The organism is Aporhodopirellula rubra, assembly GCF_014192335.1.
Taxonomy (GTDB): domain Bacteria; phylum Planctomycetota; class Planctomycetia; order Pirellulales; family Pirellulaceae; genus Rhodopirellula; species Rhodopirellula rubra.
Genome location: NZ_JACHXU010000016.1, coordinates 116,037 through 135,930, shown reverse-complemented (window position 1 = coordinate 135,930; position 19,894 = coordinate 116,037). Strand labels below are relative to the sequence as shown.

Here is a 19,894-nt window from a genome sequence, read left to right as displayed (position 1 = left end):
GCGACGCTCGACACATTCTACTCACCAATCGGTTGAAGGCTCATCCCCATTGTCATGTCAGTCTTCATCTTTTGAGTTTGGCCGGCGACATCGATCGACATGCTTGAAACGGTGTGTACCGTCACTTTTGAACTTGCGGGGAAAATGGCCGATTCTGAAATCGTTGTTTTGCCTGATCCGGTTGATTCGAGTGAATCTAATTTCAGTTTAGTTCCGGCTGGCAACATCGGATTTTCGATCTCTTGTGGATCGGCTTTCTGTTCGATTTCGACCGACATTTCGAAACCCGTACCGCTCAGGTTTGTGATGGTGTGAGTCGATGTTTGCGTCAACTTCATTCCGTTAGCAACGATACGTTGGATGACCTTCCACTGAGCGCCATCTCCGATCGCTTCCTCGGGAACCGGGGAGCTCAGTCGGTTCATCGCGTCCTTCATGCCGGCGAGCATTTGTTTGAGTTGAGGAGACAGGTCTTCGGGAATATCGAACTCGCCCTGTTTTGTAATGCCTCGGTTTGTGACGACGCCACGGCCGGTGGAACCAATCATCGGCTCTAGCATCTTTTCCAGGGTAGCCGCGATCGGCGACGGATTGTTTGGATCGTCGACGACCTTCATGTCCGTGTATTCGAAATCGAAGGAGATGTCGCCGTCGGATGAGACATCGGTCACCTCGACTTTCATCGTCATTTTCTGTGCCGGTATCGGCTGGGACGGCATCGCGGCGCCGCCCAATGAAACCTGTTGTTTCATTTCGATGATCATGTCGGCTTCTTGTATCTGTCCGATTTCAGGAGACAGGCGGACGAGACGCCGTGGTTCGCCCCCCGCATCAACGAGTTCGACTTCGACCCCAAGGCCTTTAACGGCGTCTTCGGATTTTGCTGTTGGGGCAAACGTCGCGAGCGACAAAGTGGAAAGTGCGATGAGGAAGCACTGAAACGGTTTGGCTGACGAACGCATCATGGTCTCGCAGTTGGATGATTAGGAAATGCATGACGGTTTTCGTCATACCCTCCCCAAATATATCAGGAGTCAAGCTGCGGCATGGGACACGTGGCGAGGATCACGAGAATGTTTCGTTATACAGATCGAGACCGAGTGGGTTTTCGCTTGCGTGGTAGAGCATCGGGTACCAGAATCACGCTTGTTCGCGTGAGTGATTTGCGGTGGCAGTGAAGTTGCGACGGCAGTGATGTTGCTCAGTTGTTCGGAATCTCTCACCCTACCTTTATGCGTTTTCGCCTCAGGCGGCTTTTCTCATGCCTCGCTGCAGACGTTCCTTCTACCTCGTTCTCGTCCTTTGGATCTGTTTGGGGGTGTGCCGTTCGGGTTCGATTAACGCACAGGATCTTCGTTTGAATGAAATCCAGACGATCGGCACGCACAATTCCTACCGTCTCGCTCCGCCCGGCGAGATTCTTTCATTGATCAGGCTCACAACCCCGTCCGCCGCCGAAGCTCTCGACTATTCGCATCGCCCGATTCCCCAGCAGTTTGACGACTTCAATATTCGGCAATTGGAGTTGGATCTCTACGCGGATCCGGACGGCGGTTTGTATTCCAATCCGATCGGACATGCATCGTTGCCGCAGAACGCCGCCACGGCGCGATCGCATCCCAACGTAGACGGAGCGATGGATGCACCCGGAATGAAGGTTCTGCATTCACCCGGGTTTGACTATCGAAGTACGGTCGCGACCTTTGTCGCGGCACTTCGGCAAATCAAGGAGTGGTCACAAAGTCATCCGTCCCACGTGCCGATACTCGTGTTGGTGGAATTGAAACAATCTGTCGTTGGACCTGCGCTCGTCAAACCCGTCGCGTTCAATGAGACGTTGTTGGATGAAGTCGATGCGGAAATCCGAAGTATTTTCACGGACCAGGAATTAATATTGCCTGATCAAGTTCGGGGCACGCATAAGACGCTGCGTGATGCGGTTATGAAAAACGGCTGGCCACGTTTGAGTGAGTGCCGAGGTCGCGTTTGGTTTGCATTGGACAACGAGGGCACGCTGCGTGATCGGTACCTCGATGGGCACCCATCGCTTCGTGATCGAGTTTTATTTGTGTCGGTCGATCCGCAGCACCCTGCCGCCGCGTTTCGGAAACTGAATGATCCGATCAAACGGTTTCGCGAAATTCAGGACGCGGTGAAACGCGGATTGATCGTTCGAACGCGTGCGGACGCGGAGACCCGCCAAGCACGCAGTGGCGATACCCGCCGCCGTGAGCGAGCGTTCGAAAGCGGGGCTCAATACATCAGTACCGACTATCCGGTCGCGGACCCTCGGCTGACCGACTACCGAGTCGTTTTGCCCGGTGAAGTCGAGTACCGGGCGAACCCGGTTTTGTTTCCCCAGGACTGAATTGGGGTCACATGTTATTGATTGCTGGGTTCACCAGGGCGCGAGCAACCACGAACGGATATCCAGCTCACCGTTTGGTCCCATTCGCACTCGGATGGCACCTTCCTTTGTGGTCACGCGCACGCCTCCTCCGGCCGCCGACAGCATGTCAGTCACGGCGACTTTGGCCGCCCGTTTGCCACCACTGACAACTGTCTCGCGAGGCCGAGCCCATTGAAGGACAGCGTCCGCGTCCATTCGGAGACTGCCGTGATGCGGTGCCATCATGACGCCTCCGGGCGGAGGCCGCGGCGTCGATATCAATACGGATGTGCCCGGTGGTTCGAGGTCGCCCGGCAACAGCAGACATCGCCCGCCGTGGTCGATCTGCAGGACCAATGAATTGGCGTTGTCGTTGGCGTCGAGTCGTTCGGAGGGTGGATGCAGGACACTGACGTCTCGAAGCCAAACGTGCGAGTCGGCGAGATCGAAAACGCTCTCCATTGGACGGTCACGATCGATCTCGAGTACCGGGATGTGATGTTCGGCGATCACACGCCGTGTTTGTTCCAGGGTTGTACCTTCCCCGCCCAGCATTCCCGGCGGCGTGACGATACAGCCGATCGAAAACCGACGAGCCAAGCCCGGAAGTGCGTTGAAGTGATCTGCGTCAGCGTGCGAGATCACGATGCCGCGGATTTTCGTCACGCCCATCGACCATAACACGTCGTCGATCTTTCGGCTGCTTTGGTTGAGATTGCCCATCCAACCGCAGTCGTAAAGCCAAACGTCTCGGTTGTTGGGGCGAAGGATCGTCGCCGTTCCGTGGCCAACGTCCACAAACGTCGCTTCGTAGGTGTCCGGGGGTAACGCGTTGGGAGTCGTTGCCGTCCACCACGTGATCACGAACCAAGTCAACGACCAAGTGGCGATGAGAATCCGTCTGCGACCGCTTTCGCGAAGAGCGATGATGGCGAGTAGAACGATGTAGTAAACCAATACCATCGGTGCCGAAGGACTGGGCAACCATGCGTGCCCACCGGGAGTCGCACTGGCGACGTTGATGACGAACTGCATCGCACTGAGTATTTGCGAACAGATCCACCCTGGAATGAAAGCCAATGGCAAGAAGACCCATCCCGCAATCACGGTCGCCACGCCCGCCGATAACGCGATCGCCATCATGGGTGAGAGGACGACATTGACCACGACACTGATAGGAGAAACAACATGGAATTGTTGCCACACGATCGGCAACGTGATCACCGAAACGCACCCGCTGTACCAGAGCGCCGTTGCGGTCGCATGGCCGGCGAAATGGAACCGTTGTCGCCATCGACCGTGTGACTGGCGAGCGAGTGCGTCGAAGTTATCTTCCAATGCCACCGCATGGCTCGCGGCGGTTTGTCCTCGCCCGCTCGGACGACCACATGAGAGCAATGTTGCTACGGCTAGAAAAGAGAGTTGCATGCCGACGCCGAAAATGGCCGCTGGCATCCACCACGCCAAAACGATGCCCGCGAGCGAGAGTGAATTGATCGGATGATTGGGACGCGCCATTGCGGTCGATAAGACCAACGTGGCGAGCAAGATTGCGGCTCTTAACACGGGAGGTCGTCCTCCCGTGATCGCGACATAGAACAACGTCACGGCGCCAAGGAAAATGAGTTGCCCTTTCAACGGAAGACGCAACAACCCGCTCACGATTCTCGCTAAGACCAGCAGGATGCCCAAGTGAAGTCCGCTGACCGATAGGAGATGCGCAGTACCCGTGACCAGCAACGCCTCTGAGGTCGGGCGGTCGAGGAGGTCGCGTTGCCCGAGCACAAGAGCGAGCGCGAGGCCCTGTTGATCAGGCGAGATTTGCTGCAGGATTGAATCTCGTGCCGAACCGGCCATTTTGGCAACGGTACGCTGCCCCGCCACCCAAATCCCAAAACGGTCGACCGCCTCCGGGGAGTCTGGATCGTCGTCATCTGGGGAGAGGATGTCGTCGACACGATCGATCTGAAATACGCAGTGGAGGTTGCTGCGTTTGGCCCAATCTCGCATGTCGCGTTCCCCCGGGTTCGTCGGGGATTCAATGAGCGAGATCTTTCCGAACAATTTGACACGATCCCCAGGCAGTAGCGTTGAGCGATCGCCATCCACTCTGACCATCGCACGCCCCGAAAAAGGGACTTGCTCAAAACCGATACGCAGCGATTCGACTTTGACTTGCAGGATCGTTTGGTAGTCGGTTCTTCCGATCGCCCCGTTGGCGAAATTGCCGCCCGCCGCGATGGCGTCTTTCTGCAATCTCGCGGGGCGGTCGATCGAGCCGACCATGATCATCGGCTGCGCGTCTTCGGTAAGCACATCCAGGACGGTCGCCGATTCGTAGTCCGCGACGCTGCGAGCATGGCGCATCGCAAACAGGCTCATCACCACGACGCACACGCAAGCGATCCGGCATCCACCCGTACCGAGTCGCCGCCACCATGACCCGCCCACCATGCCGACGGCGGACAGCAAAATCAATAATGTCCACGTCCATGGAGGGATGGAGGTGAAGCGATCCAGCGCGACCCCGGTCCATGCAAACCCCGCGAGCACCGTCAGTGGTTGACGCCACGCGAGAGCATCCATCCTTTCCTTGAGCTGGATGGCATCGATTCGACGAGAAATCGTAGTCAAGATCATGAGAATCGTTACAAGCCGCAAAGTCGCAGGGCCGGTTTCCTTTCGTTACCAGTAAAGTCTACCCATAACGCGTCACACGCACTGCCTTCGTGCTACCTATTGATGACCCAGGAGTTTCGATCCGTTTAATCGACTCTCCCAGCACCTTCCATCGCACGAGGACCCGAGATGTCAGTTTCTACCCCCGCCGCTAGTACCAATTCGATCTCCGCCGGCAACGCGACGGTAACGATGGATCGCCGACGCCAAGAGCGGCGCGATGAAGCGGCAGCGGAAGCTTCTGCAGCCCCGGCGAACCCTCGTCGCAAACAACAACGCCGCCGTCATATTGATCCCACCACTTGCGAACGAGACTACTCGGATCATGAAGTCGAATTCATGAAGGCGATGGACGATTACAAACAAAGCTCGGGGCGCATGTTCCCGACGTGCAGTGAAGTCCTCGAAGTCATCCGATCGCTCGGATACGTTCAGTTGACCGACCAGCAGTTCGAGCAACTCGGCCTCGAAGACAACGACGTCGTCGAAGGTGAATCCGCATTGAGCGAAGAAGAAGCCGACGAACTCGTCGAAGCCTAATCGGCGATGGGCATGTCCTCAGGAGAAGAGCCGGCGTCCCGCAACGTCCGGTTCGGCACACGGAAGGTGCCCTGACGCAGATGCCTGTTGATGCGAAGCCGCCGTCGACCTGAAATCACGGTTGACGGGAGATGTCACCGGGTTTGAAAACCCGGCGTGGGAGCCATGCTCAGCTTGGCGCGAAAACCCAATCGGGCTCAAAAATCCTGCTGAGCCCAAAAAACAGTGGGCTCAAAAACGCCAGCGGTCCGGAAAACCCAGTGGCCCGGAAAACCCTGTGGGGTTTGAAAAAATTCCCAAAGCGATGACACTGATCGGATCTCCGAATCCTACGATCAAAGATCATCATGGCGACCGAAACGAATCCTCCCAAACGCGTCACGACTCGTACTTTGCAAAAGATGCGAGATCGTGGCGAAGCGATCACGATGTTGACCGCGTACGATTTTCCCACCGCAAAGTTGCTCGACGAAGCGGGCATCGACATGCTCCTGGTCGGGGATTCTCTCGCGATGGTCGTTCAGGGTCACGACACCACTCTGCCCGTGACGATGGATCAAATGATCTATCATGCCGAGATGGTCGGGCGGGCTGCCCAGAGGGCGATGGTCGTCGTTGATTTGCCGTTTCCCGAAGGCCAAATCGAGATCACTCGCAGTATCGAAGCGAGCGCCCGCGTGTTGAAAGAAACCCGTTGCCATGCGGTGAAGCTCGAAGGCGGTGCGGAGCAGGCCGGCCGGATCGAGGCGATCGTTACCGCGGGAGTGCCTGTCATGGCTCACGTCGGATTGCGGCCTCAGAATATCCATGTCGACGGCGGATATCGTTTGCAGCGTGATACCGAAAAACTCGTTAACGATGCCAAAGCGGCTGAATCGGCGGGAGCGTTTGCGGTCTTGATTGAATGCGTGCCCGCATCCGTTGCGACAGCGATTACTGAAGCAGTGAAGGTCCCGACGATCGGGATCGGCGCCGGGCGGGACGTGTCCGGCCAAGTCCTCGTGACGCACGACATCGTTGGTTTGACATCGGGATACACACCTAAGTTCACGCGGCAGTTCGCCGATCTCGGACGAGGTTTAAAAGACGCCGCCGACGGATACCGCGAGCAGGTCCGCAGTGGCGGGTTCCCCAGCGATCAAGAAAGTTTTTGATCACGTTGGTCGACCCATCGTCGCGACTTGCCTTCGCTTCGAGGCAGACTTCCGTATTCAACGAGATCGACCGGAACCCGTAACGCTAAACGTTCTCGCATCAATTCGGCGAGCACGACGCTGGCGTCGGGGGCCGGTGAGTGGTCATCGGGCGAGTCAGTCGATTGAGGCCGTTCGATTTCAATCCGGATTTGATCCATCTCGTCTTGCCGCGTTGCGATCATGCGGAATTCGGCGGCTGAGGAGACTTCGCGCACGATCGCCTCGATGCTGCTGGGGAAGACGTTCACGCCACGGATGACCAACATGTCGTCGGCACGGCCGAGCACACCGCCGGGCAGATGCACGAATCGGCATGGCAGGTCGTGGTTCCATTGCGGGCGAACGATGTCACCGGTGCGATAGCGGATCGCCGGACCGCCGAAGCGTCCGAGGTTGGTCATCACCAATTCGCTCGGTTCGTCTTCTTCGGCTTTTCGCGGGGCACCGCCGGGTTGATCGAAGACAAGAAACTCCGCGATGAATTCCGACTCGATTAAATGCAGTCCTGTGTCGTCCTGGCCGGCAAACCCCCACGCCCCCAATTCGCTGGCGCCGGAGTGATCCACGACGCGGGCTTGCCATTGTGACTCGATCGCCGCGCGAACCGCCGGTACGCTGCCTCCCGGTTCGCCGGCGACGATGATTCGCGAAACACGATTTTTCGTCAAATCGATGTCGTGTTCTGCGGCGACGCTGGCTAAATGCAACGCGTACGTTGGGGTGCAGCAGAGCACCGTGCACTGTTGTTGTTCGATCAGTTTCAGTCGCGCGAGACTGGACAACCCACCACCGGGAACCACCAAAACGCCTCGTTCCACCAAGGCGTCATTGGCCGACCAAAATCCGATGAAGGGACCAAAGGAAAACGCCATCATGGCGATGTCCGCGCTGGTCACCTCGGCGGCGTCCAATACGTATTGCCAGCACTGCAGCCACCACGACCAATCATCGGCCGTGTCGAGTACCGGCATCGGCCAACCGCGAGAACCGCTGGTTTGATGAAACCGACGGTAATGATCTTTCGTCAGGTGAAACAGCAACGCCGGGTCGCCGGGTTGTTTGCCGAGCAGTTCGTTTTTGGTGAGCAGCGGAAACGATGAAAGCTCGTCCAGATTCTGCAGCGGCAATTCATGAACGGCGAGAGTATTCGCGTAGAGCGGATGATTCATCAGCGAGAGCAAGAGTCGATTCAGTTTGCTTAACTGCAATCGTTCCAACTCATCACGGTTCATCTCGCGGCATTGGGCACGTGTCGGTGTGGGCATGAAAACGGAATACGGGTGAGTTGGTGCATCAAACGAGGCAGCATCATAGCCGTGATCATTCCGCCGTACCTCCAGACGGCTTCGCTCATGTCGATCCGGCCCGGTTGAACGATCGTGCTCTCGGCCCATGACAATCCGATCACCAGACCCGCCGCCGCTAAGACGGAAATTGAGCACGTCAGGATCGAGGCAACGCCGTTTTCGGTTCTCAGGCCGACGACACACCACGGAAAAACGCCGCCGATGACGATCATTCCCGCCCAGTAAACCGGTTCGCGGTCGGCCAACGATGTTTGCCGCAATCCCGCAGCAAACAGGGCAAATCCGGTCGTCAGCATCAGTAAATCGAAAAGAGCGAATTGCCGGGATTCACCGCTGAAATCCTCGATCCGGCGGCGAACGTCGTCGTACACGCGGCAAAGACAAACCAGCCCCGCGAGCACCCACGTGTGGCAGAACGATGAGGGATCGCCCCACGATTGCCACAGGGAGACAGTAGTATACCCGCAGGCGATCACGACCAAGCACCACGTTTGCGGAGTGAATCGACGCGGTTGTGCCAGAGTTGCTGCCATAGCGGCCCCATAAATGAACCCCAGCCCGATTTCTCGGGTCATCGGGTGTTCCAGCGGGATCGGCAGGTTTAGCATCCCTATTAATCTGATTTCAGCCAACAATGATCACAATCGAGATCCTCACCACATGAGACGAGTCTGAGCATGGAAGGGACGACTGAACCGATTATCGCGGTCATCGGACATCCGATCGCGGGTAATCCAACCCAATTCGCACTGGAAACCGGCTTCGCCGCGGGACAGATTGATTGCCGTGTGTTGTCGGTGAATTTGTCGCCTAGCAAAGTTGCGGCCGCCTTGGCGGGGATGGACGCAATGAATTTCCGCGCCGCGTGGGTCTCGCCCACGTGCTGGGAAAGCGTGCAGAATTCTCAAGCGACCGATCGCACCGCGACGGCGGAAGATTCGCAAATCGAACCCGCCGTCCCCCCACCAGGCGCAGTCGCTACGTTAGAATCGGTGGGGTTGCAGGCAGAAAAAATATCCTTCGATTTGGTGGTTCACGAGACATCGGCGGATGTGTCGTCGCCGTGGCGACTTTGTTCGATGAAGCAAAAGGTGTGGGGGCCGCTCGCGTCTCACGTTTTGGATCGTCGCGAGAGCCGGTGTCGCAATTTGTGGTGGATCGATGGGCGATCAGATCGTTCGTCGGACAGTCTGATGATTCAAAAAGAGGCCTTGCTTAATCAAGTCAAAGCCACGAAGAACCACCGCTGGGATACACTCAATCTGGAACAGATCGAAATCATCAGAAGTCCCAGGCAGGTTCGATCCGAAAACGTAAGTGATGATGAGGTGGATATCATCGTTTTCTCTGACTCCGAAGACGTTTCGCTATCAGGTTGGCGACTGCCTGCCCATAGCCTCACCATCGATCTCAACGAGAATTGGGATCCTGAGTATTTGATGCTTTGGGACCGACTCAAACTGACCTCCTCGGACGAGGCCGTTGGTGAGTGTATCCGTGGTGCCGACGTTCACGCGGCATGTCTTTCCGAATTAACCAAAACGTTGTTCGATCGTGCTGTCGAGTCGGATGTGTTTTTAGAAGCCATTGATGAGTATCTCGGCGTTTAAGCTGATCATAAACAGATGCAAGCATTTCTTCGTCCGTTCAACACGCTGCATCAACGCGAATCTCGTGTCAGTGGTTTAGTGCTTCGGGATGACTGCATCATCGAAACGATCGCCCGATTGCAACGGCGGATCAGCGAGCGATTCCCCGACAGTGGCTTGTGCTGTTTATGCGGCGAGTTGTTGGACGTCGCACGGCGGGCGTCGGAGCGTTCCTCACGCATCGGCCAACCCATCTTCATGATCCGAATCAGTGGCTACGTACTCGCGTGTGCTTCGGTGATTCTGTTTCTTTGGTTTTTGGGCTTTTGGGCGGCGGGGCACGATATCGAAGATGAAGTCCAGAAATTGACCGATCTGATCACGACCGCCGAGGCCGGTGCGAACGTATTGTTGCTGTTCGGTGCGGCGATCTACTTTCTCGTGTCGTTGGAAACTCGCATCAAACGACGGCGCGCGCTCTCCGCGATCCATGAACTCCGATCGATCTGCCATATCATCGATATGCATCAGTTGACCAAGGATCCTGAACGGGTTTTGAAAATTTGGAAAAGCACCACGAATTCACCCCGTCAACAAATGACTCCGTTGGAATTGAATCGGTATTTGGACTATTGCAGCGAAATGCTGTCGCTAACGGGGAAGATTGCGGCGCTCTATGTGCGTGATTTTGATGACACCGAATCCGTCGCCTCTGTCAGTGACGTCGAACAGCTCAGTACGGGGTTGTCACGAAAGATATGGCAGAAAATCATGATCCTCGAACAGCAATCTGCGCATCGCACGGCAATCGCCGAGCAATCGAAAGAACCCCCAACATGAACCGTCCCGCCACGAAACGACGCACCACCAATCGCGACGTGCGCGACCAACTCTGCAACGCTGCTCAACGGTTGCGAGAGAAGGTCAACTCACTGAACTTCGATGAACCCATCACGCACGTCTACAACCCGCTCGATTATGCGTGGGATCTCCATCGCCTTTACATCGAACAGGTGTCGGCGAAGGCGGAGGTGTTGATGCTGGGGATGAATCCTGGACCTTGGGGGATGGCTCAGACGGGAGTGCCTTTTGGTGAGGTTGCGGCGGTTCGCGATTGGATGGGGATCCAAGGTGTCGTCGGCAGCGTCGAATCGGAACACCCGAAACGGCCCATCGAAGGACTCGAATGTCAGCGCAGTGAAGTCAGCGGTCGACGATTGTGGGGGTTGATGCAGGAACGCTTTCAAAAGCCTTCCGCGTTCTTCAAAAAACACTTTGTATTGAACTATTGCCCTCTGGTTTTCATGGAAGCCAGTGGCCGGAACCGAACACCCGATAAATTGCCCGCCGAAGAACGCAACTCCCTTCAACAGTGCTGTGACGAACACTTGCGAGAGGTGATCGATTTGTTGCCGTGGAAACACCTGATCGGCGTTGGTGCTTTTGCGGAAGGTTGCCTGAAGCGTGTCGTCGATGATGAGCAGTCGTCGGCGACGATCGCTCGGATTTTGCACCCCAGTCCGGCATCCCCTGCTGCCAATCGGGACTGGGCAGGAACCGCTTCGTCGCAACTCCAGACGTTAGGTGTGTGGTGAACGATCAACTTGCCAAACGCCGCTCGACGGTGAACTGCATTTTGTTTTCCAGTTTGGCCGCCGTTTTGTTGGTGGTTCTCAACCTGCCGTCCGAGCACGTGCGAGTGCTGGTGGCTCGGGAGGGACGCATCGCGGATGCCGGGGTCTCGGGGATGTTGGGGTCGACCAAGTCGATTGAACGAACCGGGTGGCCTCTTAATTATCGAGTTCGGTTACTCTCACAGGTCTCTTCGGAGAAGCCGTCACTGTTGTATGAATCCAAACGAAATCTAATCATCAACGTGATGATTGGTCTGGTCGTGATGGCACTACTCTGGCTTTACACAAGGCGGCGATACCGACAGATATCGTTGTCGAAGAATCCAAAGAGTGCACGTCTACGGTTTGACGCGACGACCGCGGGGCTCGCGTTACTGATCCCCGCGTTGATCTATTTACTTTCATCCATGACCGCGACGCAGCATCAGCGGATCGCGGTGCGCACCTCGCATTTTGGTCACTGTTCGTTGAGTGCGGAGTTGCCCAGATGGCTGGCGACTCGGATACCCCGGCCGTTGTTTCGAGCGTTTCTGAGGGTGCGAGACGTCGAAGTCTATCGGCCTTCAACAGCGATGTTGAATGAACTCCTGAGTCTTTCCACGCTGCGTGGTATACGGATTATCGCGTCGACGTTGGAAGAGGATGACTTCGCTCGTATGAGCAAGGCCACGGAACTGACCGAGGTTGTGTTGGAAAGTTGTTCCATGAGCACCGAGGCGGTGAAGTTGCTCTCGGATCATTCACAGCTTCGTGAATTGGCGTTGCGACGGTGTCGTCTCGAGAAAACGGATCTGGAGAACCTCAATCGATTGCCTAATTTGGAACGCGTGGATTTTTCTCGATCTTCGTTTGCGTTCAGCGACTTCAAGCAAACCGGTTGGGCGTCGAGTGTACGTACGTTGCGGTTGCCGACGCCAGGAACGAGCGAACGGGTTCGGTTGGAACTGAGCAATTGGAGCGTGCTGGAAGAAGTGGCGTTGGAACGATCACGACGCCGACCGTCCGATGCGACGATCGAACTGCATTTGGAAGCGTGTCCCGTTTTGAAGTCGATCTATCTGCCCGCTCCACAGCAATACTCACTCCACGCGATTGGGCTTCCCGCGTTGGAGAACCTTTTCGAATCGCTCGATATCCCGTTCGGTAGTCCTCGCGACACGTCAAATTTCCTGTTGCCTCGCTGGGAAGTCGTGAACCTAAAGCATTTGCCCAAATTGACCCGCATCGAATGCAATGCCGAGGACTTGGAAGAACTCCGATTGTCAGGCATGACCCGGCTCCGTGAAGTCATTATTGGTCGTTCCGTTTTCTCGCCGGTTTACCTGAAGGAAAGCACGCCAGAGCGATATGAACATTCCGTTAAGTGGATCGACGAAATATGTCGTCTGCCCGATATCCGATCGCTGACGCTCGATCGATTGAGATTGGGCAGTGGAGAACTCTCGAGAATTGCAGAGATTCAGTCGCTCGAGAAGTTGAAGTTGACGAACTCGGGATTGAGTTCTGCGGAGCTAAAGCCGATCGCAAAGATCGAATCACTCAAAGAATTGGATCTGCACCAAAGCGTCGTCGACCGTCCGCAATTGCGGCGGTTCCTTGAGTTGCCAAAACTCGCTCGGTTAACCGCTGATCTTTCGGGGCTCGATCAATTGCATCTGAGTAATCATCAACGAATTAAGGAAATCAGTTCGCTGCCGTTTCGAAAGTTATCCTCGTTGCGGTTGAGGAACCTGCCGCGTCTTTCTAGTGGAGTTGTGATCCAAGACCAAATTGAACATCTTCATATTACCAACGTGCCAAATCTTGTCGATTTGACCGTAGAGTGTCCTTGGCCGGAGGATGCCCGTGTCGAGGAAGTCGAAGGCTTGATGCGGTTCATCGCGGGGGGATCGAATGTCGATGATCGTCTTGTCGAAACGTTGCTCGACTGTGCTGACCTCGATCAGTTGGTGCTCGCTTACGCATCGTTGTCACGCAAAGGACTGCGGCGGATTGGCAAAATGACAGCTTTGACGGCTTTGGAAGTGCCCGGTAGTGAGCTGGACGACGACGTTACGCGAGCGTGGCGTGGTCTTGGACGATTGCGACGAATTTGTGTTGACGATACCGAGATCGGTGACGAAACGGTCGCCTGGTTCGGGTCGCTCGCGAGTCTCCGTTCGTTGAGTTTGAACCGAGTCGAACTCAGTACCGCCGCCTGGGAGAAAATCAGTTCCTTCTCACAGCTTTCCGAGTTGTCGATCATCGGGAGTTCGATGCCGTACCGGTTGTTGAACCGATTGGTCCGGCACGGTGGCCTCGAGGTTCTCGACGTCTCCGGTTTTGAATTGAGTGACGAGTTGGTGGAGGCGATCGTTCATGCCCGTTACTTACATACCGTTGTGATGATGGATTGCGACATTGAGATCGGACAGCTTCGACAGATTCTCACCGAACAAAGACACATGATGCTGATCGCCAATTTCGATGACGAACTGTTAGGGAAATTGTCTCCCGATGAACGTGACCGCATCAACACGAGTCACAAAGAGAGCTATCGTCGTCGAACCTCGCGGCAGTCACACCGCGTGATGATTTTATCGAAAGATCCTGATCCAGACGGTGAAGGCGAATCGATCGTCAATCGTCCATTCAACGTGGACCAATTTCGCGAACCCGTTGCCACGAGTGATTTGGCGGCGAGCCCTTGAGTAATACTCGCGGGAGGTAATCGTGTCGCGGTCGTTCGTGTCCGTTGGCACGCGTCTGCGCTGTCGGCAGGCGTCAATTTACTGTCGTGGTGACGACAGTTGATTCAGGCGGTTAGTCGTTTTGCTCTTGCGGTTGATAGGCGGCGATAACGTCCTGCTGGACTGCCGGAGGTGCGGGTTCATCGTGTGAATAGCTCAGCGTGAATGCTCCTGATCCGGCAGTAATGCTTTTCAGGTCGGTGGCATAGTTTTGCAGTTCACTCAGTGGAGCGGTTGCGCGGATCACGCAGGTGTCGCTGAGGACTTGCGTGTCGCTGACGCGTCCTCGTTTTACCGATAGATCGCCGGTGATATCGCCCATGTATTGGGAAGGAATGCTGACTTCCACGTCGACAAACGGTTCGAGCAGCACTGGGCGAGATTTCTTGACCGCTTCGACGAACGCCTTGCGGCCCGCCGTGATGAATGCGATTTCCTTACTGTCGACGTCGTGGTGTTTGCCGTCGTAAACTTCGACTCGCACGCCCGACATGGGATATCCCGCGATGGCACCTTCGTCGAGCACTTGTCGAATGCCTTTTTCGATCGCGGGCATGAATTGTTTCGGGATCGAACCTCCGACGGTCTTGTTCTCGAATTCGAACCCGGTTTTGTGGTCCTGTGGAAGAGGGGCGATACGCAGATAGACTTCGCCGAATTGTCCTGATCCGCCGGTCTGCTTTTTGTGCCGGTAGTGTGCTTCGGCCTGTGAGGTGATGGTTTCCTTGTAGGCGATCTTGGGCGGTGCGGTCTCGAGTTCAATGCCGTACTGCGTTTGTAGTTTTTCCAGAATGACGCGGAGGTGGAGTTCACCGAGACCACGCATGACGGTTTCGTTTGTCGCCGAGATGCGTTCGACACGAAAGCACGGGTCTTCGGATTGCAGTTTCTGTACCGCGGACGAGAACTTGGTTTCGTCGGCGTGGCGTTTCAATTCGATTGCCAAACCGTACATGGGTTTGGGGAGTGCCAGCGGGACGAGGTGCGGCGGGTTTTCTGTTGTTGCCTCATCATGCAAGACGCCATCGAAGTGAACCTCGTCGATCTTGGACACGGCACCGATTTCCCCCGGTCCGATCACGTCTGTCTCTTTATGGTCTTTTCCTTGCAGTCGCATGACGTGACCGATACGTAGCGGTTTTCGTAAGTCATCGATATACAACTCTCCTCGGGCACGCACGCATCCCTGATGCACACGGAAAATTCCGAGTTTGCCGATGTGCGGATCCGTCGCGACGCGAAAGATGTGTGCGATCGTCGGTTTGTCAGGATCAAACTCCGTTGGTAGTGGTTCATCGCCTCGCACAAAAGGACGAGGGTTCCCCTCGAGCGGACTCGGCAATAGCGATGCTGTGACATGCAGCAAATGTTTGATGCCTGTCCCGCTTGTTGCGGATGCAAAAACGATCGGGACCAAGTGTCCTTCTCGAAGCGCTTTCTCAAACGCCACGTGGATGCGATTCGGATCGAGCTTTTCCGCACCCGACTCGAGGTAGTTTTCGGTCAACTGATCGTCGACCTCGACTACCTGTTCGACAATCCGGGTATGGGCCGTTTCGGCGGAGCTGAACGCGGTCGCGTCGTGCGCATCGGTTTCGAAGACATCAATTACGTCACCGCATCCGGGCGTCGGCATATTGATCGGCAAACAGATGTCACCGAACGTATTCCGGATGTCATCGACGAGTTGTTCGAGGTCCAATTCAGGTAGATCAATCTTATTGATCAACAGCATACGCGGCAATTTGCGATCGGCTGCCAATCGCATCAATCGCCGCGTCTCACTTTCGATTCCTTTGGACGCATCGATCATAATCACCACCGATTCAACGGCGGGGAAACAGGCAATCGCGTGGCCGATGAAGTCTGACATGCCGGGCGTGTCGATGACGTTGACATGATGCCCTTCGTAATCGAAATGCACGATGCTTGGTTGCAGCGAATGATGATGGCGTTGTTCTTCTTCGGCATAGTCACTGACCGTGTTGCCATCTTGTACAGCGCCTAGGCGTTTGATTTCACCTGACTCGAATAACAATCGTTCGACGAGCGTGGTCTTGCCCGAGCCGGTTTGACCACAAAGACAAAGGTTGCGAATGGAATCGGGGGTGGGGAAAGTCATGAGTCATGTTCCTGTTTCGTTGATCACTGAAATTGATTTTCGCGTACCAAAGTTCTGAACTGAATCCTAGCGTCTTAACGATGAGGCCGCACTGAAGATCTGCCGGCACGGCAATGCGACGAAACGACGCAATCGTCATTCTATCGCGTTCGGCGTGACGATTCGACGCACGCAATTAGGGTGTGAAATGCACGGGTTTCGTTTGCGTTTCGATCGATGCCAGGACTAGACTCAGGGGTGCTGACGGTGACAACGTGTCCTCCCTGTTCGAAATGAATCGATCGAGCTTGTCTCGTCTCAACGGCGGAGAGTGTTTGATATGAATGACAGCAAACGAGAGCATGCCACACCGTGTGATAGGGCTTCGGCGCAGGCTGCGGATCTGAGCACCGCTCCGCAATCACCCGATCATCATGGAGCCGTTTGTTACCGGATGAATCCAGAGAAACGGATGCTCGGCGAGCAAGGCACATGTCTTCAAACGGGCCGATGTTCACCGACGGTTAGCGTCGATTCCACGAAACGTGGCATGCTATCGGGTGGTTCGATCGGCAACGGACAGTTCGTTAACGGTGACAATGCAATGCCACCCTGCCTGCTCAGCGAGCAGCAGCACAGTGTGATTGATATTGGAGGCGTGCACCGAGTTGCGCTGATGATCACGCCGCAAAATCACGGAACCGCGATCGATCAAGCTTGGGAGGCGATCTCGACGATCCGGGTGATTTTGAATCAGCAGCCCGTGCCGATGAAGATGGTCCAGCAAACGGTCTTTGTTCGCACGGCCGAAGATATCCCTGCGATACGAAGATTATTCGAAGCCTATTTTGGCGAAGAAACGCCCGCGGCGAACTATATCGTCCAGCCTCCCTGCGGCAATCAGTCGCTGGCGATCGAAGCGTGGGCGATTGGGGGGGAGTCGGTTCAAGTTTCGTTCCCTGACGCAGACGTCGTGACAGTCGACTATGACGCGATGCGTTGGATCTATTTTTCAGGGATCACTCCGCCACCGTCTGCCGCTAACTCGTATGAACAGTCTGCGTTCTGTTTTTCCGAACTCGATCGGAGGTTGAATCGCGTCGGTGTCACGTTTTCAGAAATTCCCCGTGTTTGGCTGTACCAAGGCGGGATCACCGAAACCGAACAGGGTGTCGAACGGTATCGCGAACTCAACCGCGCACGCACCGACTACTTTGACGCGAAAGCGTCTAGTGGGGCCATGAAAACAAGCGACCGAGGTGTCGTATACCCCGCGAGCACCGGGATCGGAACGGGAGGCAACGGTTTGGTGCTCAGTGCGATGGCACTGCAATCGACGCGGACCGATGTGCATTTAGTTGCGCTGGAGAACCCTGGTCAAACGTCCGCTTTTGATTACGAGAAGAGGTTTTCGATTAAGAGTCCTAAATTTTCTCGCGCGATGGCAGTGGTCGTCGATGACTATGCGACAATTTGGATCTCTGGGACCGCGAGTATTCTCGATTCCGAAAGTGTTCACATCGGAGACATCGAAAAGCAAACTCATCAAACGATCGACAACATCGAAAGTTTGATTGCCGAGGAAAACTTAGCACGGCATGGGTTCAAAGGTTGTGGCGCCACGTTACAAGAACTAGCAAAGGTGCGCGTGTATATCAAACACGCCAAAGACTACGAGAAGTGTCGAGCGATCTGCGAAGCAAGGTTCGGACCTCTCCCCATCATCTATGCGAATGCGGATGTGTGTCGCCCAGATCTTCTAGTCGAAATTGAAGGTGTCGCGTTCACGTCGGTTTGATTTTATAGGTTCAAAGTCGAAGGAACCCTACTCATGATCCGAACTCGAACCGAACGAGTTCGTCAGCGAAAGCACCGACATCAGGTGATGTTGCGGTTGTTGATGCTCGCCGTCGTGCCGCCTCTCTTGTCCGGTGTGTTGTTCTGGGCCATGACACAGGTGAAAGGCGATGTGGAGTCGTCGGTTGCTACTCCGGTCGAACCGTCTGCAGTGTCCCAGTCTCGTCGTGAGCGCGTTGCTCACGACGCACGTCCCGATTCCCGTGGTTCGGCCTCGCAGGTCACCACACCTGATGCGAAGCCCTTCGTGCGTGAAGTTCGGGAGAGTGGTTTGACGGTCGTGGACTTGTCCTCGAGTGGTTCACGAGGTGATGTCGTGGAACCTGCGGTGTTGACGACGCGGCGAGAAGAATCGACTCGAGAACAAACCCTCGTGGGCGTTTTTGAAAGTCCGATGCCGCTGCACGGTCACAACCGAGTGGACGATGCGGTTTTTGAAAAACTGTTCAAACTCGGGATACAACCTGCCGGTTTGTGTTCGGACGAGGTCTTTTTGCGACGTGTCTATATCGATGTCACGGGCACGTTACCGCGTGCTCATGAGGCGAAAGCGTTCTTGCGGGATAACGATGAACGCAAACGTGCAAAGTTGATTGATGAACTCCTTCAACGCGATGAGTACGCAGATTACTGGGCGATGAAGTGGTGCGACGTGCTACGAGTCAAGGCGGAGTTTCCGATCAATTTGTGGCCCAACGCGGCGCAAGCCTATCACCGATGGATCCGCACTGCGATTCGCGACAACATGCCCTATGACCAGTTCGTTCGCGAAATGCTGACGTCGTCGGGAAGTAACTTTCGAACCCCGCAGGTGAATTTCTATCGAGCGATGCAGAGCAAGGAGCCTGAGGCGATCGCGAAGACGGTCGCGTTGACCTTCATGGCCTCTCGTGCTGAGAAGTGGCCGCCTGAGAAGCTTGCCGGGATGAGTCAGTTTTTCGCCAGCGTGGGATTCAAGCCGACGGGCGAATGGAAAGAAGAAATTATTTACTTTGACCGACGGCAAGGGGATTCCGGAAACGGCCCGAGGAAAGGCATGCTGCCGACCGGTCGTGTCCTCGAAATTCCGCCTAACACTGACCCGCGATTCGTATTCACGGATTGGTTGGTCAATGAGAACAATCCATGGTTCGCGCGAGCGATTGCGAACCGGACGTGGTTCTGGTTGTTCGGCCGTGGCATTGTGAATCCGCCTGATGATGTTCGTGCGGATAACCCGGCGACCAACCAGGAACTGCTCAATAGTCTCGCGGACGAATTGGTGAGTTCGGGGTACGACATGAAGGGTTTGTTGCGGTTGATTCTGCGTTCGAGTGCGTACCAATTGTCGTGTGTGGATCCATCGGGCGACGAACATGCGGCTTCCTATTTCGCGTCTTACATGCCTCGCCGGCATGACGCGGAAGTCTTGATCGATGCCATCTGCCAAATCACCGGGACAACCGAAACCTACATGAGCATCATTCCCGAACCGTTCACGTTCCTGCCCGATCGGCAGCGTGCGATCTCGATTCCCGACGGCAGTATCACAAGTAGTTTTCTTGAAATTTTCGGACGCCCACCACGTGATACGGGGATGCACTCCGAACGCAACAATCAATTGACCGCAGGGCAGTCGTTGCACCTGCTCAATTCCAACCATATTCGGGACAAGCTGAAGAAGGGCCGTGGGCTCGCCAATATCACCAAACGATCGATCAATACGACGCAAAAGGCGGAGCAGATCTATCTCACAATCCTTTCACGGTACCCGACCGAAGACGAGATGCTGATCGCGAACACATGGTGCCAAGACGTCGAAGGCACGCGTGAACTCGCGTGGGCATTGATCAATACCGATGAGTTTTTGTTCCAACACTGAGTGAACATCGCA

The 19,894-nt window shown here is 55.5% G+C and carries 14 protein-coding genes; 9 read left to right on the top strand and 5 right to left on the bottom strand.

Going from position 1 to position 19,894, the window contains the following annotated elements; genetic code table 11:
- Positions 1-17: 17 nt before the first annotated feature.
- On the bottom strand, positions 18-965 hold the full coding sequence (locus FHS27_RS20530; RefSeq protein WP_184306717.1) for a hypothetical protein: 948 nt from the start codon (positions 963-965) through the stop codon (positions 18-20).
- 296 nt (positions 966-1,261) lie between these two features.
- Here FHS27_RS20530 and FHS27_RS20525 point away from each other — a divergent pair, with 296 nt between their 5' ends.
- Complete coding sequence (locus FHS27_RS20525) at positions 1,262-2,368, top strand: phosphatidylinositol-specific phospholipase C1-like protein (RefSeq protein WP_184306716.1); 1,107 nt, start codon at positions 1,262-1,264, stop codon at positions 2,366-2,368.
- A 30-nt stretch (positions 2,369-2,398) separates the two neighbouring features.
- On the opposite strand, the gene FHS27_RS20520 is transcribed toward FHS27_RS20525, so the two are convergent.
- On the bottom strand, positions 2,399-5,029 hold the full coding sequence (locus FHS27_RS20520) for a ComEC/Rec2 family competence protein (protein WP_184306715.1): 2,631 nt from the start codon (positions 5,027-5,029) through the stop codon (positions 2,399-2,401).
- A 168-nt stretch (positions 5,030-5,197) separates the two neighbouring features.
- Between FHS27_RS20520 and FHS27_RS20515 the strand changes: the two genes are divergently transcribed.
- Entirely contained in the window at positions 5,198-5,608 is a 411-nt protein-coding gene (locus FHS27_RS20515; RefSeq protein ID WP_184306714.1) for a hypothetical protein, read from the top strand.
- Between the two features lie 347 nt (positions 5,609-5,955).
- The gene (gene panB, locus FHS27_RS20510) at positions 5,956-6,762 is read left to right on the top strand and encodes a 3-methyl-2-oxobutanoate hydroxymethyltransferase (RefSeq protein WP_009103750.1); all 807 of its coding nucleotides are present in this window, start codon (positions 5,956-5,958) and stop codon (positions 6,760-6,762) included.
- Here the strand turns inward: panB and FHS27_RS20505 are convergent.
- Both FHS27_RS20505 and FHS27_RS20500 read right to left on the bottom strand, forming a co-directional pair.
- Positions 6,747-8,069: a phenylacetate--CoA ligase family protein gene (locus FHS27_RS20505; protein ID WP_246420368.1), complete on the bottom strand. Its 1,323-nt coding sequence runs from the start codon at positions 8,067-8,069 to the stop codon at positions 6,747-6,749. The genes panB and FHS27_RS20505 overlap by 16 nt on opposite strands.
- The gene (locus FHS27_RS20500) at positions 8,033-8,686 is read right to left on the bottom strand and encodes a hypothetical protein (RefSeq protein WP_246420365.1); all 654 of its coding nucleotides are present in this window, start codon (positions 8,684-8,686) and stop codon (positions 8,033-8,035) included. Before FHS27_RS20500 ends, FHS27_RS20505 begins: the two co-directional genes overlap by 37 nt.
- Before the next feature lie 102 nt (positions 8,687-8,788).
- Between FHS27_RS20500 and FHS27_RS20495 the strand changes: the two genes are divergently transcribed.
- The 4 genes from FHS27_RS20495 to FHS27_RS20480 are packed head-to-tail and all read left to right on the top strand — an operon-like array spanning position 8,789 to position 14,024.
- The gene (locus tag FHS27_RS20495; RefSeq protein WP_184306712.1) at positions 8,789-9,721 is read left to right on the top strand and encodes a shikimate dehydrogenase; all 933 of its coding nucleotides are present in this window, start codon (positions 8,789-8,791) and stop codon (positions 9,719-9,721) included.
- 15 nt (positions 9,722-9,736) lie between these two features.
- Positions 9,737-10,540, top strand: coding sequence for a hypothetical protein (locus FHS27_RS20490; RefSeq protein ID WP_184306711.1), 804 nt, complete (start codon positions 9,737-9,739; stop codon positions 10,538-10,540).
- On the top strand, positions 10,537-11,295 hold the full coding sequence (locus FHS27_RS20485) for a uracil-DNA glycosylase family protein (RefSeq protein WP_184306710.1): 759 nt from the start codon (positions 10,537-10,539) through the stop codon (positions 11,293-11,295). The genes FHS27_RS20490 and FHS27_RS20485 overlap by 4 nt, the downstream gene beginning before the upstream one ends.
- Positions 11,292-14,024, top strand: coding sequence for a protein kinase (locus tag FHS27_RS20480; protein ID WP_315854638.1), 2,733 nt, complete (start codon positions 11,292-11,294; stop codon positions 14,022-14,024). Before FHS27_RS20485 ends, FHS27_RS20480 begins: the two co-directional genes overlap by 4 nt.
- Positions 14,025-14,136: 112 nt before the next feature.
- On the opposite strand, the gene fusA is transcribed toward FHS27_RS20480, so the two are convergent.
- Complete coding sequence (fusA, locus tag FHS27_RS20475) at positions 14,137-16,185, bottom strand: elongation factor G (protein WP_184306708.1); 2,049 nt, start codon at positions 16,183-16,185, stop codon at positions 14,137-14,139.
- 319 nt (positions 16,186-16,504) lie between these two features.
- Here fusA and FHS27_RS20470 point away from each other — a divergent pair, with 319 nt between their 5' ends.
- Positions 16,505-17,962 carry a chorismate transformation enzyme, FkbO/Hyg5 family gene (locus FHS27_RS20470; protein WP_221225259.1) on the top strand — a complete coding sequence of 486 codons (1,458 nt, stop codon included), beginning with the start codon at positions 16,505-16,507 and terminating at the stop codon, positions 17,960-17,962.
- A 33-nt stretch (positions 17,963-17,995) separates the two neighbouring features.
- On the top strand, positions 17,996-19,882 hold the full coding sequence (locus tag FHS27_RS20465) for a DUF1553 domain-containing protein (RefSeq protein ID WP_184306706.1): 1,887 nt from the start codon (positions 17,996-17,998) through the stop codon (positions 19,880-19,882).
- Positions 19,883-19,894 lie beyond the last annotated feature (12 nt).

Coding starts and splice junctions, on each gene's coding strand:
- FHS27_RS20515 (WP_184306714.1), top strand. CDS start 5,198: ATGTCAGTTTCTACCCCCGCCGCTAGTACCAATTCGATCTCCGCCGGC.
- FHS27_RS20500 (WP_246420365.1), bottom strand. CDS start 8,686: ATGACCCGAGAAATCGGGCTGGGGTTCATTTATGGGGCCGCTATGGCA.
- FHS27_RS20530 (WP_184306717.1), bottom strand. CDS start 965: ATGATGCGTTCGTCAGCCAAACCGTTTCAGTGCTTCCTCATCGCACTT.
- FHS27_RS20495 (WP_184306712.1), top strand. CDS start 8,789: ATGGAAGGGACGACTGAACCGATTATCGCGGTCATCGGACATCCGATC.
- FHS27_RS20470 (WP_221225259.1), top strand. CDS start 16,505: ATGAATGACAGCAAACGAGAGCATGCCACACCGTGTGATAGGGCTTCG.
- FHS27_RS20520 (WP_184306715.1), bottom strand. CDS start 5,029: ATGATCTTGACTACGATTTCTCGTCGAATCGATGCCATCCAGCTCAAG.
- FHS27_RS20525 (WP_184306716.1), top strand. CDS start 1,262: ATGCCTCGCTGCAGACGTTCCTTCTACCTCGTTCTCGTCCTTTGGATC.
- FHS27_RS20485 (WP_184306710.1), top strand. CDS start 10,537: ATGAACCGTCCCGCCACGAAACGACGCACCACCAATCGCGACGTGCGC.
- panB (WP_009103750.1), top strand. CDS start 5,956: ATGGCGACCGAAACGAATCCTCCCAAACGCGTCACGACTCGTACTTTG.
- FHS27_RS20505 (WP_246420368.1), bottom strand. CDS start 8,069: ATGCCCACACCGACACGTGCCCAATGCCGCGAGATGAACCGTGATGAG.
- FHS27_RS20465 (WP_184306706.1), top strand. CDS start 17,996: ATGATCCGAACTCGAACCGAACGAGTTCGTCAGCGAAAGCACCGACAT.
- FHS27_RS20490 (WP_184306711.1), top strand. CDS start 9,737: ATGCAAGCATTTCTTCGTCCGTTCAACACGCTGCATCAACGCGAATCT.
- fusA (WP_184306708.1), bottom strand. CDS start 16,185: ATGACTTTCCCCACCCCCGATTCCATTCGCAACCTTTGTCTTTGTGGT.